Annotated in this window: 10 protein-coding genes; 4 read left to right on the top strand and 6 right to left on the bottom strand. The window is 38.2% G+C overall.

Annotated features, from left to right (window positions below):
• Positions 1-479: 479 nt before the first annotated feature.
• A complete protein-coding gene (locus H592_RS0104735; protein ID WP_028867763.1) occupies positions 480-1,439 on the bottom strand; it encodes a LysR family transcriptional regulator in 960 nt (319 codons plus the stop codon).
• Between the two features lie 190 nt (positions 1,440-1,629).
• On the opposite strand from H592_RS0104735, the gene H592_RS0104730 reads away from it, so the two are divergent.
• The 3 genes from H592_RS0104730 to H592_RS24360 all read left to right on the top strand — a co-directional run bounded on the left by H592_RS0104730 (position 1,630) and on the right by H592_RS24360 (position 4,455).
• Entirely contained in the window at positions 1,630-2,835 is a 1,206-nt protein-coding gene (locus tag H592_RS0104730) for a multidrug effflux MFS transporter (protein WP_028867762.1), read from the top strand.
• A 172-nt stretch (positions 2,836-3,007) separates the two neighbouring features.
• Positions 3,008-3,796 carry a M48 family metallopeptidase gene (locus H592_RS0104725; RefSeq protein WP_028867761.1) on the top strand — a complete coding sequence of 263 codons (789 nt, stop codon included), beginning with the start codon at positions 3,008-3,010 and terminating at the stop codon, positions 3,794-3,796.
• 410 nt (positions 3,797-4,206) lie between these two features.
• The gene (locus tag H592_RS24360; RefSeq protein ID WP_211235619.1) at positions 4,207-4,455 is read left to right on the top strand and encodes a hypothetical protein; all 249 of its coding nucleotides are present in this window, start codon (positions 4,207-4,209) and stop codon (positions 4,453-4,455) included.
• Positions 4,456-4,782: 327 nt separating this feature from the next.
• Here the strand turns inward: H592_RS24360 and H592_RS0104715 are convergent, their stop codons facing one another.
• Complete coding sequence (locus H592_RS0104715) at positions 4,783-5,766, bottom strand: hypothetical protein (RefSeq protein WP_028867760.1); 984 nt, start codon at positions 5,764-5,766, stop codon at positions 4,783-4,785.
• Between the two features lie 467 nt (positions 5,767-6,233).
• On the opposite strand from H592_RS0104715, the gene H592_RS24355 reads away from it, so the two are divergent.
• Entirely contained in the window at positions 6,234-6,500 is a 267-nt protein-coding gene (locus H592_RS24355) for an Lrp/AsnC ligand binding domain-containing protein (RefSeq protein WP_211235618.1), read from the top strand.
• Between the two features lie 133 nt (positions 6,501-6,633).
• Here the strand turns inward: H592_RS24355 and pntB are convergent, their stop codons facing one another.
• From pntB to rapA, 4 genes are all read right to left on the bottom strand, one after another.
• Positions 6,634-8,004, bottom strand: coding sequence for a Re/Si-specific NAD(P)(+) transhydrogenase subunit beta (gene pntB, locus H592_RS0104705; protein ID WP_028867759.1), 1,371 nt, complete (start codon positions 8,002-8,004; stop codon positions 6,634-6,636).
• Positions 8,005-8,006: 2 nt separating this feature from the next.
• Positions 8,007-9,551 carry a Re/Si-specific NAD(P)(+) transhydrogenase subunit alpha gene (locus H592_RS0104700; RefSeq protein WP_028867758.1) on the bottom strand — a complete coding sequence of 515 codons (1,545 nt, stop codon included), beginning with the start codon at positions 9,549-9,551 and terminating at the stop codon, positions 8,007-8,009.
• 358 nt (positions 9,552-9,909) lie between these two features.
• A complete protein-coding gene (locus H592_RS0104695; protein WP_028867757.1) occupies positions 9,910-10,572 on the bottom strand; it encodes an RluA family pseudouridine synthase in 663 nt (220 codons plus the stop codon).
• Positions 10,573-10,637: 65 nt separating this feature from the next.
• Positions 10,638-13,550 carry an RNA polymerase-associated protein RapA gene (rapA, locus tag H592_RS0104690; protein WP_028867756.1) on the bottom strand — a complete coding sequence of 971 codons (2,913 nt, stop codon included), beginning with the start codon at positions 13,548-13,550 and terminating at the stop codon, positions 10,638-10,640.
• Positions 13,551-13,806: the final 256 nt, after the last annotated feature.

Raw genomic sequence — 13,806 nt, 5'->3', positions numbered from 1 at the left:
AACTTGTGGAAGAAGCCGAGTCGGCTACATCGACGATTAAAGCAGCTGAAATATAAGCCACCCTTTAAGTTCATTAAAATGAACTCGTGGCGAAATTCGAGAAGCCCCTTATCAAGTTTTGCGATGCCGAATAGTTGGTTTGAAGGGCTTGGTTTGTATAATATAGAGAATGTAAATACAGGTTGGCTTGCTCCATCAGCGTTTATGAAAAGCGGATGATGGAATAAAAGAATACAGGAGCCGTATACGAGGCCCGTACGTACGGTTCTGTGAGAGGGATGAGGCAAAAGCCTCACCCTACTCGATATTGATCAAAATAATACACACTGTGAAAATAGTGTAGTCATGTAGTTGTTTAAATAGTTGATTAATATATTTCTGTTAGAGATAACCTTAGCTTGAAATTAAGCTTACTTTTTATCGATAAAGCTAAAGCTAAAGCGACATTATTAATCTGATACTGATATGCATTCCAATAGCTACTTATCAATCGCATTCGCGACACTATTACAAATCATTTCTCTGATCCATTTATGACCGGGTTCATCGCTATTACGTTGATGCCATAACAATACATAGGCCATTTCTGAAAAAGAAAACGGTAATGGGATTTGCTTAAGTGGATATAACTTTTGGGCATGCGGCACAAAGCTTGAGGGTAGTGTAAAGATTAAGTCACTGTGAGCACAAACACTCGCTCCACCATAAAAGTCAGGTAACGTACTAATAATATTGCGTTGTTTACCTTGTTTCTCTAAAAAGTAATCGATTGCCCACCATTTATTGCCTTCACAAGAAACCTGTATATGATTATATTGAAGGTAACTATCAATATCCCAATGTCCCTTTTTTATGCTCTCTAACACCGGATGATTTTCATTTACTAAACAAGTTTGCTGATCGTGAAACAAGATAGTATGCGCAATGCCATCGGGTAGGATTTCCGTTTTTAATCGCGGATCATCATAGAAGTCTATTCCAGTAATACCAAAATCAACTTTACCTTGTTGCAATGACTGCATTGAGTTTTCCATCCAACTTAAAATATCCAGGTGTACATGACTTGCTTGTTTTAATAATGGGCCAATAAAATAAGGTAACAATGTTGCATAAGCACTTTCCAGCATACTGATTGAAAAGTGTCTGTCGCTACTGGACGGATCAAAGCGAGGGGCTCGAGTTAACTGATATAAGTTTTGTAACAAACTAGGCAATTTTTGTTGTAGTTGTAATGCATGCGCTGTCGGTTTTAAGCCATGTGCTGTTCTGCTAAATAAAGGATCTTGCAAGCTAATCCTTAATCGATTGAGGCTTTTGCTTAATGCAGATTGACTGAGGTTCAAGCGAACCGCTGCACGTGTAACACTTTCTTCTTCTAAAAGTACTTGTAAAACAACTAATAAATTTAGGTCAATACGCATTAACTTATCAATATTCATAGATATTCCCATAGAGAATGTAAGATCTGAAATAATATCATTTCTGTTCATATCATAGCTGATTTACACTGCGATTCGTATTACCTATTATTGATTTTAATATTTTAATTCTGCTACGTTAGCCATAGTAAGGCGAAGTTAGCTTATTAGATATTTTCCAGTTGGCCCATTTTTTATAAAAGAGATTGAGATGACCCGTAAGCTATTACCTATTCTAATGTTCATGGTGGTGTTAAGCCCACTGGCAATAGATATTTATTTACCTTCGATGCCACAAATGGCGCAAGAGTTTTCTGTGTCGGATACGCAGGTGCAATCTACTTTAGTACTGTTTATCTTTGCGATGGGAATAGGGCAGATCTTAATTGGTCCTTTAGCGGATCGCTTTGGTCGTCGTCCTATTGCTTTGTTTGGTATTTGTGCGTACATGGCAAGTAGCTTGTTAGCGGCTTTAGTCGTCGATTTTCAATATTTACAATTAGCCCGCGTATTACAAGGTGTTGCTGCTTGTGCAACTTCGATTGTTGTTTTTAGTGCAGTGAGAGACCGATTTAATGCACAACAAAGTGCACACTATTACAGTTATTTAAATGGTGTTATTTGTGTCATACCTGCATTAGCGCCTACCTTAGGTGGCTTACTTGCATTACAGTTTGGCTGGCGTTCAACGTTTATTTTTATGGCTTTATATGCGGTCGTTGTGTTATTGATAGTGGCTTTTAAATTACCTGAAACTCGTCCTGAACATAGTAATAATAGTGCTGCTTTATATCGTTGGGCGCGTTATCAACCTATTTTAGCGAATAGCCATTTTGTTTTTTATGCGCTAACTTGCATGATAGCAATGGCCAGTATTTTAACGTATGTATCTTACGCGCCAAGTTGGATCATTAACCATTTGGGCTTGGATGAGCTGACTTTTAGTTACTTATTTGGGTTTAACGCCATTGTTAATATTAGTGCGTGTTTTCTTGCGCCTAAAGTGATTAAAAAACTAGGTAATCATACAACCGTCACTGTTGCATTGTGGGTGATGGTCTTATCTGCTGTTTTACAGGTTGCGTTTCAGCAACTGCCTGTAACTACGGCTTTATTAGGTGGATTGTACTTTATGATCCCAATGCTTTTTTTATGTATTGGTTTCGCATTGTTATTAGGGCCTGCAACGTCAATGGCGTTGAGTGCTTTTGGAGAACGAGCGGGAACTGCCAGTGCTATCTTAGGTTGTATGCAAATGAGTGGAGCCGCTTTATTAACGGGCTTATTACAACAAACAAACCTGACTGCACCTTATGCAAATGCGGTAATGATCGGTGCTGGTAGCTTAGTTTTATTGATTACTATGTTTTTACCACAATATAAACATTGGCACCAAGAGCAAGTGAGTTATAGCTAAAAGGTTGCGCGAGTAGGTACATTGGGGCACTAATCCCTGACTACCAGGTTAGCTTGTCAGACTATCGGTAATGCCGATCAAATGCGGTGTGTTTGGCACTATAAAATACACTCGCATTATTACTTTTAGCCTGAGATAATAGTTTTATTACCTCTATTTAAATGGACTCAAAATGAAGCATTCAATATTTAAACTATCACTATTAAGCTCAGCTGTTTTATTAACTGCATGTGTAACGTCTTCACCTACTGGACGTAATCAAGTTTTATTGTTTGATGGCGCTGAAATGGCAGAGTTGGGTGCTAATTCATTTACCGAAATGAAAGCACAAGAAACAATTAACAAAGATCCAAAAGTAAATGCTTATGTACAATGTGTTAGTAAGCAAATTACCGATGCGTTAGGTAAACAACCTGATTTTGACCAATGGGAAGTGGTTGTTTTTGATAGCGAGCAAGTGAACGCGTTTGCTTTGCCTGGTGGTAAAATTGGTGTTTATACTGGATTATTACAAGTTGCAAAAAATCAGGATCAATTAGCGGCTGTTATTGGACATGAAATTGCCCATGTTCAAGCAAACCATTCTAATGAGCGTTTATCTTCTAGCCAAATCACTGGGTACGGCACTCAAATAACACAAGTTGCCATTGCTGGTACTGAGTATGCTGAAATGGGCATGGCTGCTTTAGGATTAGGAGTTCAATACGGTATTACGATGCCCTATGGTCGAGCCCAAGAATCTGAAGCTGACATTGTTGGTTTACATTTAATGAATGATGCAGGTTTTGATGCTCAGCAAAGTATTGAGCTTTGGAAGAATATGGCTGTGGCCTCTGGTGGCAGTGAACCAATGGAATTTTTATCGACGCATCCATCAAATGAAACACGTATTAATAACTTAAGTGATGAGTTAAATAAATTAAAAAAAAGCAGTAAAAAACATCCAACTTGCTCACTATAATCATTGAGTTCGGCTGATTACAATATAGTACGAAACAGTAAAATATAGCACTTAATGTGTTGCGAGCTAGTTAATCACTAGCTCGCTTATTTATCCCTCTCTGTATTTTCCATTTACTTATCTACTTACCCATTTACCTATCTACTTACCCATTTACCTCGTTATCTAAGCAGTCACTTTATAATTTATTCTTATGTATATCTTTTACACTTAACGCTACAACTTAGTTTTACTCTTCCTACATTTTTAATACAGGGGGAATGATGTTTTGGTTAATTTTTATATACCTCAATAGTTTTATGCTGTGCTGAAATCGAAGCTTCTCTGAATAATTAAGAGGTATAGCTGATGAGTTATAAATGTAAGCATTTTGATATTAAAGAGTTGGTTACTCCACAAATGTATTCAGAGTGGGGCAACGTTGTTGGACTTTATTTAATGATAGGTTGCTACGTTTAATTGATAGCTTGAGAGAGCAGCTTGGTTCCTGCGTGATCAATGATTGGTCATGGGGAGGGAAGTTTAAATATAGTGGAATTAGAGATGAATATTTTTATGGGACGACGGCTAAGTATTTAGCTAGTCGCTCACAGCATAAATATGGCCGTGCAGTGGATATGAAGTTTAAGCAGGTCTCCGCTCAAGTCGTCAGAAAATAGATCATTGAACACCAAGCACAGTTTGCAGATATTAAGTTTGTAGAGTGTGGCCCACTACAACATGGCGTTGACATGAACTGGGTTCATATTGATGTACGCAATGAAGATCAACTTTACTGCTGGTCTCCATTAGAAGGGTCATTGACCCACTAGAGGTGATTAGACGCCACCTTTAGTATTGCTTTAAATGGTTTCACTTTAAGTACTTTAAGGTAAGCATTATAAAACCTGTTTTTTTACATTATTGGTTTTATGGCTCAACTTGTCTTTTAGCATTGAACCTTTTAACATTATTCGATTGGCTTTTATCGTTTGTTTTTTTATTGGCTAGGTTGCTGATGGCATCTGATTTGATGCAACACTGCGATATAAATAACGCTCACAAAATACTGGTGATAGTTTTCTGATGATGGCTGCTAATGTGGCAATGACAATAAACGAAAACAGTAACCTTCCCCAGAAAATGGTATTAAAATCTGCCCCTATTAATAAAATCAATAACGTATCTTCAATTAAACTGTGTAATAAATTTAATAGCATGATCGATGTAAAAACATCACGAGCTGCAACATGTCCTTTTTGTGCTTCATTTATTAACAATCCGCCGCCAAAGGAAAGCCCTAAGGTAGCACCAATAATAGTAATATTAGTTGCTTCTTGGCTGATCCCTAACAACCTTAAAAAAGGCTTTAAGATGATCGCCATTAACTTTTCTATGCCTAATATTTTCAACATTTTTAACGTGAATAGCAAGGTTGAGATAACTAAGAAAACCATCACTAAATTTTGTAGCTGGTTGATTGCCCAGTCAAGATAACCACTCTCCACATTCACTTCAGGGGACCAAAGCATTTGCGCCGGTTGGTTAAGGCTATCCGTTAGCTGATACGTTTGGTGTAATATCCATGCTAACAATAGACTGCCGCCAATGCGAAAAACTAACGTGACCCATAAGCTCACTCCTGCTTTTTTAGCTATAGTCGCTTCAATTGGTAAAGAGTGTGCAAGTAACATCATGCTGCCTAATATTGATGCTTGAGCAACGGTTAGAGTATTGTCGATGCTGATTAATACAATTAAACCGCCATAGATGTTGGTGAGTATTGTTGTTGCCCAAACTAAGCTCATTGCATCTGGCAAGCCTACGGTCTGCATCAAAGGACCAAGTAACTGGCTTAATAGAATAATACCGCCGAATTCTTCAATAATTTTGATTGCAATTAAGATCGGGATCATGACTTTAAACAGAGTAAATGTAACATTAAAAATGTCTCTGCCTAGGGCAATGAAAAAATGTTTAATGGATTGCATGATACTGACCTTTATTGTGTTTATGTTTAAATTTAATAAGCTTATATACCCTTTACCATTCAACTTGCTGAATAAAGCGTCTCGATCGGTAACGCACATATGATACATAAGAAGGTTGAAGTTTAATTTTAAATGTTGTGATCTAGCTTTTTAATATTTTTTTTGTTCGCTTTAAGGAAATATTGTCATTAATAATGAGCCTAGAAAGAAATAATGTAATTAAAATAAAATGCCGGTATTAAGGTCAAGTTATAAGGTTCAGTTATAAAGCGAAGGTAAAATAATGAATATTGATAGAATTGACCATGTAATATGAATGCCGCCACAAAAAATAACCGTCTACCTAACATTGAATTCGCAGATAAAGTCGGGTTACCAGCGCCGCTTGTTTAAAGCGTGCTAAGCGTTTGCGGTGGGGTTATTATCTGTGATGTCTCAATCATTGATGCGCAGTTAGCAGAAAAAAAATGACCTTGATTGTTTCTATTGAGATGGAACGAGATAGAGCAGGTATTTATGAGAAATTTAAATACTCAATGATCCAATCGAATGAAATCATGCAGTGTTACCAAATATCAGGATCATATGATTTTGTAGTGATTGTTTGTGTACAGGATATTCAAGCTTATGAAACATTTGTTGACCGCGCATTACATGACGATTTGAATATTAGGAAGTTTGATACATCGGTCGCATCACGTACGGTAAAGCACAGTACTGCTATCCAACTTTAGCGAGTCATAGATCAGCTTAATCTGTAACAAGTTATTCTTAGTAAACAAAACAAACAAATAAAAAAGCCGAATCAATTGATTCGGCTTTTAGCGCAAATGTTATTACTTATTTAAGCATTTATAAGCTTGCTAATTATAGGCTAGCTAAAATCGCGTCTACAGATGCTTTTGCATCACCTAATAACATTTCTGAGTTATCTTTAAAGAACAGTGGATTTTGTACGCCAGCGTAACCAGCTCCCATCGAACGTTTAAACACAACTACCTTCTCAGCTTCCCAAACACTTAATACTGGCATACCTGAAATCGGTGTACCTGGTTCGTTTGCTGCCGGGTTAACCGTATCATTTGCACCAATAACTAATACAACATCTGTATCAGGGAAATCTTCATTGATTTCATCCATCTCTAATACGATGTCGTAAGGTACTTTTGATTCAGCAAGTAGCACGTTCATGTGGCCAGGTAGACGACCCGCAACAGGGTGAATACCAAAACGTACATTTTTACCTTTAGCACGTAAGCGCTTAGTAATTTCTGCCACTGGGTATTGTGCCTGTGCAACCGCCATACCGTATCCTGGTACAATGATGATGTTTTTTGCTGCATTTAATGACGCTGCAACTTCTTGTGCGGTTGTTTCATGATGCTCACCGTATTCTTGGTCACCTTGGTCGAATGTTTCTGTACCAAAACCACCTAAGATTACACTTACGAAAGAACGATTCATTGCTTTACACATAATGTAAGACAGAATCGCACCACTTGAACCTACTAATGCACCAGTGATGATTAGTAAGTCGTTTGCTAGCATGAAACCCGTTGCTGCTGCAGCCCAACCAGAGTAAGAGTTAAGCATTGAAACTACTACTGGCATATCTGCGCCACCAATAGAAGCAACTAAGTGCCAACCAAAGGCTAATGCAATGATGGTCATAATGATTAATGCAGTTAAGCCTAAATCACCACTGACGAAAGCCACTAATAGGAATGCTGCAGAAGTTACAGCGGCAATGTTGATCCAGTTTTTACCTGGTAGCGCTAATGCAGAACTGTTGATTTTTCCGCTCAATTTACCATAAGCAACAATAGACCCTGTGAATGTTACAGCACCAATAAAGATACCTAAGAACACTTCAACATCGTGAATTGTTTGAGCTGCAGAAGCTAAAACAGCATGATCTAAATAAGAGTTAAAGCCGATAAATGTTGCTGCTAAACCTACAAAACTGTGAAGAATAGCAATCAGTTCTGGCATGGAAGTCATTTCAACTTTTAATGCCAAACGTACACCAACACCCGCACCGACTGCCATTGCGATCGTAATGTAACCTAACCCAGAGACTTGAGAGCTAGCAATCGTTGCGATAACCGCAATGATCATACCGATAATACCGAATAAGTTACCTTTTCGTGCGCTCTCTTGGCTACTTAAACCGTTAAGGCTGGCGATAAATAGGATGGCTGCAATAACATAAGCAGCAGTAATTAATCCTTGAGACATGATTATTTATCCTTCTGGAACATTTTCAACATGCGGTGTGTAACGGTAAATCCGCCCACGATGTTGATGGTTGCAATTAAAATTGCAATCGTTGATAGAACTGTAACAACATTATTGTCACTACCGACTTGTAGTAATGCGCCGATAATGATGATGCCACTTATAGCGTTTGTTACACTCATTAACGGTGTATGAAGAGAATGTGCAACATTCCAAACAACGCCGTAACCAACAATACATGCCAGCATAAATACAGTGAAGTGTGCTAAGAAATCAGCAGGAGCAACACTTGCTAACCAACCAAATAATCCAGCTGCTACAACGGCTACAGCCGGTTTTATCCATTTATTGGGTGCTTTTTCTTCAACAACAACGTCTTCTTTTACTTCCGCTTTAGCTGCGGGAGCTGCACTGACATTGATCGCTGGTGGTGGCCAAGAAATTTCACCTTCTTTAACAACCGTTGCACCACGGATAACTTCATCTTCAAAATCAATATCAATTTGACCATCTTTGTTTTTACAAAGCAGTTTCATTAAATTAACTAAGTTGGTTGCATATAGTTGACTTGATTGAGTCGGTAAACGACTTGGTAAGTCTGTGTAACCAATGATTTTAACGCCGTTTTCAGTTTCAAAGACTTCATCTTTAACTGTGAGTGCGGCATTACCGCCAGCTGCCGCCGCTAAATCGACAATCACACTGCCTGATTTCATTGATTTAATCATTGCTTCAGTGATGATTTTAGGAGCAGGTTTACCAGGGATAAGCGCTGTTGTAATAATGATATCAACATCTTTCGCTTGTTCTGCCATCATTTCAGCTTGTGCTTTTTGATAGCCTTCACTCATGGTTTTAGCATAACCTGTTGCGCTAACTTCAGTTTCTTCTTCTGTATAATTTACTTCAAGAAACTCCGCACCCATACTTTCGATTTGCTCTTTTACTTCAGGGCGAGTATCAAATGCACGAACAATCGCACCTAAGCTACCAGCTGCACCTAAAGCAGCAAGACCTGCGACACCAGCGCCAACAATCAGTACTTTTGCTGGTGGCACTTTACCTGCGGCAGTGATTTGCCCTGTAAAGAAACGACCAAATTGATTAGCGGCTTCGATAACTGCACGATAACCAGCGATATTTGCCATTGAACTTAAGGCATCTAATGCTTGTGCACGAGAAGTACGAGGTACACTGTCCATTGCAATAACGCTGATTTTTTTAGCTTCTAATTGCTTTAACAGTTCAGGGTTTTGAGCTGGCCAAATAAAGCTAACTAATGTAGCGCCTTCTTTGATTAGCTTAATTTCTGCTTGGGTCGGTGCATTCACTTTAAAAATGATATCTGATTGCCAAACCGTTGCTGCTTCATCGCTGATTTCTGCGCCTGCATTTTGGTAAGTTAAATCAGAAAAGCTAGCCGCTGTTCCCGCGTTTTTTTCTACCAGAAAAGTGAAACCTTGTTTAATCAATAGCTCAACAGTATTAGGTGTTGCGGCTACGCGGTTTTCATTTTCTTGGATCTCTCTAGGTATACCTATCTGCATAGTAATTCCATGATCGCTTATTGTTATATTGAGTTATAAAAAGTGTATTTTATGTGTTGTTTAAAAAGAGGATTAGATGTGGATCATCGTTACCTTTTATTTATATTTACCACTGACATACAAAAGCCTGACTATGTGCTAGTTTTTGTATGGTTTGTGGATTGTTGTTCACAATAAATTTTACCAAACTAAAGCTTAGTGAAAAAATGTGACTTAGGCTACCATTTTAAGCGGTTTTAGACGGTTTTTATGCAACATTAAGGTTACTTAATATAACCATTAATCATAAGCAGTGCTTTTTGTTAACAGGGTGTTAATAAAACATCATGGTTTTGATTTTCTCTTGTTTATCTTCTGTTCACATAAAAGGAGGCGGGCATTCAAAAGTGATACGTTCTTCTGTTGATGGGTGGGTCAAAGTGATACTCGCGGCATGCAAAGCAAGACGTTGTGGTGATAATCTTTTGCCCCATTCACTCGCGTAAAACTCATCGCCAATAATTGGGTGACCGAGTTGTTGCATGTGCACGCGCAATTGATGGGTTCGACCTGTTAATGGGGTAAGTTTAACTAACGTTGTCTGATCTCCTCGCTTGACCACTTGCCATTCGGTTTGTGAATTTTTACCTTGTTCAAAGTCTACAATTTGACGAGGTCTATTCTCCCAGTCACAACGTAAGGGTAAATCAATCAGACCTGATTCTTTTTCAATGATGCCTTCTACGTTAGCGAAGTAAGTTTTATCAATGACTTTTTGTTGGAATTGACGGCCCATATGGCTTTGTGCGGATTTTTTAAGTGCTAAAATAATAATCCCTGAAGTGGCCATATCTAAGCGATGAACAACACAAGCATTTGGCCAAACCCTTAATATTCGTAGAGCTAAGCTGTCTTTATGCCATGTGTCCCGACCAGGTACGCTTAATAATCCTGAAGGTTTATTGAGGACTACAATATCTTGATCTTGGTGAATGATATCTAAGTAGGGGTGCATCGGCGGGTTATATACAAAATTTGGCATTGAATCTCTACTATCGGTAATAAAGGTAACCGGCTACTAAGCTCTAGGCTTAATAGCCGAATAAGTTACGAGTGAGTTGAAACGATGAAACGTACTGCATCAAGTTTGAGTTGTGTGTTATCTAAAATTTGCTCAAAACTTGTTTGCTGATCGCGTGAATGTTGAATTTCTTCTTCACGGATGTTCGGGTTTACCGCTTTTAACGCCAACAAACGCGATCTTTCTTGTTGCAACGTGCGTTGCATTGTTTGCTTCGCTTCATCAATTACATCAGACATTAACGCTTGCGCAGTTGGTAAAGACTGCTTAATCAATTGGTCTATTAATGCCTGAGATGCAGTAGCAACTTTACGACTAATATGACGGTTAATAGGGGTTAGCTGACGATTAAAGCTATCAAACGTAACATTTTCACCCAAATTCTTCGCATTTTTATCTAACAGTAAACGAATAGGCGTAGTAGGTAAGAAGCGACTTAATTGTGCATTTTCAGTATTTAATGCTTCAACGACATAAATAAGCTCCAAGAAAGTAGAAGCAGCCGGTAAAGAATTATTCTTTAATATTGCGACAGAAGTTGTGCCGGTATCTGAACTCAATACCATATCCATTCCGTTACTGATGATAGGGTGTTCCCAAGTTAAATACGAAACGTCATCACGACTTAACGCTGTTTGGCGGTTAAAAGTAACCGTAACACCATCTTCAGGTAACCCTGGGTAATCAGATGCCAACATATGATCCGTAGGTTTTAAGATCAAACAATGTTCACTACTGTCTTCCTGTTGCACACCTAAAACATCGAACATTTGTAATGCAAAGCCTGTAAAGTGAGGTAGCTGATCTATTTCAGTAATATCATCTAACAAGTCACTCTTTTGTAAGACACCACTTGAATTAATTTCTAATAACTTATCTCGACCTTGTTCTAAATTCATTTTTAACTCGGCGTTCAACTTAGCAGTACGTTGAATCAATTGCTCTAATTGATTGTCGCTGTTATCACCCGTCGCGAGTAAGTTAATTAATTCATCTTTTACGGCTTCATAAACAGTATGGCCTGTTGGGGTCGTTTGCGTAAAGGCAGATAAACCTTGCTCGTACCACTGTTGTAAAAAGGCTTGAGAAGTCTCTTTTAAGTACGGTGTGTAAATCTGTATATCACAACGCTGCCCAATTCTGTCTAAACGGCCAATACGTTGTTCTAATAAATCAGGGTTAATAGGCAGATCAAATAATACTAAATGGTGAGCAAACTGGAAGTTACGTCCTTCTGAACCAATTTCAGAACACACCATCACTTGCGCGCCATCTTCTACTTGTGCAAAGTAAGCTGCAGACTTATCGCGTTCAATCAATGATAAACCTTCGTGGAATACCGCAGCTTTAATGGCTTCTCTGGTGCGTAATGCTTCTTCAATGGCTAACGCTGTTTGTGCTTGCGCGGCAATGATTAAGATTTTTTCATTTTTATTCTGCTGAATAAGGTCGATTAACCAACTAATACGAGGGTCAAAAGCACACCATGAATTATCTGTAGAGGCTTCAAAAGCTTGATAGATCTGCTCTGGATATAACGCGGTAAAAGCTTGTTCTGCAATACTTCCCACAGGCATCATTTTTGATACTTTCATGGCCGTTTTATATTGGTCTGGTAAGGGTAATGCAACAGACTTAAGCAAACGCTTTGGAAAACCTTTAATTGCGGATCGTGTATTTCTGAATAATAAGCGACCAGTGCCGTGTCTATCTAATAAACTACGGATTAATTCTTGTTGTGCAGCCTGTTGTTCATCTTCATCAATTGTAATATCTGTGATCACATTTAGTAAAGGTTCAACATCTTGTTCGGATAATAATTCAGTAATACTATTCTTTGCTTCATTACTAAGAAACTTACCCTCTAACAATTGATTAACCGCATCTACAACAGGCTTATATCCTGCTTCTTCTTTAACAAATGTTTGATAATCATAGAAGCGATTAGGATCTAATAAGCGCAAACGAGCAAAGTGACTTTCATGCCCTAATTGATCGGGTGTAGCTGTTAAGAGTAAAACGCCGGGAATTGCATTGGCTAATTGTTCAATGGCTTTATATTGAGGGCTGGGTTTCTCTTTATCCCAAATAAGGTGATGAGCTTCATCAACAATCAATAAATCCCAAGTGGCGAGTAAAGCATTCTTTAAATGTTTTTGTTTACGAATTAAATCAATACTACACAGCACTAATTGTTCAGTATCAAACGGGTTAACGGCATCTAAATAAGCTTCTTCACAGCGAGTTTCATCAAAAATACTAAAATGCAGATTAAAACGGCGCAGCATTTCTACTAGCCATTGATGTTGTAAGTTTTCAGGCAATACAATCAATACGCGCTTAGCGCGACCAGTAATTAACTGCTGGTGAATGATTAATCCTGCTTCAATCGTTTTACCTAACCCAACTTCGTCGGCTAATAAAATACGTGGGGCATGGCGTTGACCAACTTCTTCTGCGATATAAAACTGGTGAGGGATTAAGTCTACACGAGGTCCTAGTAAGCCACGTAAGTGAGAGCGTTGTTGTTGATGTTGATTTAATAATGATTTGTAACGAAGAATAAAACGATCGAACTTATCAATTTGTCCTGCAAATAGCTTATCTTGAGGTTTATTGAATTTAATAAAGTTATTAAGGAAGGTTTCTTTTAACTTCGTTTCTTCACCAGTATCAACACGAGTACCAATATAAGTAATAATATTATCGTTTTCTTCAATATCCGTTACTAATAAACTCCAATCGGCATGACTCAATACTTCATCCCCGATATTGAAGCGGACACGAGTTACCGGTGCTTCTTGAATCGAATAAAGACGTTGTTCACCAGACGCTGCAAATAGCAATGTCAACATACGTCCCTCTATTGCAACAATAGTACCTAAACCTAACTCTGATTCAGCGTCACTAATCCAACGCTGGCCTAACGAAAATGTCATAAAAACTCACTCATCATTTGTAACAAAACAAAACTTAATAGCAGAAAAGGCGCGTATGTTACCTAAATCCTGAACAAAGGTACTAATCAAAATAGAATAAATTACACAAAAATAAAAATAGCATATAAATGAAAGAAAATAGCACTTTGTTTGATATTTAAGCAAACGAAAATTAATCGTAATAAAACACTTGCCAATGTGATCTCAATCCCTATAATGCGACCCCACAGACACGGGATGTAGCGCAAGTTACCCA

This window comes from Psychromonas arctica DSM 14288 (assembly GCF_000482725.1).
Taxonomy (GTDB): Bacteria; Pseudomonadota; Gammaproteobacteria; order Enterobacterales; family Psychromonadaceae; genus Psychromonas; species Psychromonas arctica.
The sequence above is the reverse complement of the archived record's forward strand: the minus strand, read 5'-3'. Positions and strand labels throughout refer to the sequence as shown.

Coding starts and splice junctions, on each gene's coding strand:
- H592_RS0104730 (WP_028867762.1), top strand. CDS start 1,630: ATGACCCGTAAGCTATTACCTATTCTAATGTTCATGGTGGTGTTAAGC.
- pntB (WP_028867759.1), bottom strand. CDS start 8,004: ATGTCTCAAGGATTAATTACTGCTGCTTATGTTATTGCAGCCATCCTA.
- H592_RS0104695 (WP_028867757.1), bottom strand. CDS start 10,572: ATGCCAAATTTTGTATATAACCCGCCGATGCACCCCTACTTAGATATC.
- H592_RS24355 (WP_211235618.1), top strand. CDS start 6,234: ATGACCTTGATTGTTTCTATTGAGATGGAACGAGATAGAGCAGGTATT.
- H592_RS0104700 (WP_028867758.1), bottom strand. CDS start 9,551: ATGCAGATAGGTATACCTAGAGAGATCCAAGAAAATGAAAACCGCGTA.
- H592_RS0104725 (WP_028867761.1), top strand. CDS start 3,008: ATGAAGCATTCAATATTTAAACTATCACTATTAAGCTCAGCTGTTTTA.
- H592_RS0104735 (WP_028867763.1), bottom strand. CDS start 1,439: ATGAATATTGATAAGTTAATGCGTATTGACCTAAATTTATTAGTTGTT.
- rapA (WP_028867756.1), bottom strand. CDS start 13,550: ATGACATTTTCGTTAGGCCAGCGTTGGATTAGTGACGCTGAATCAGAG.
- H592_RS0104715 (WP_028867760.1), bottom strand. CDS start 5,766: ATGCAATCCATTAAACATTTTTTCATTGCCCTAGGCAGAGACATTTTT.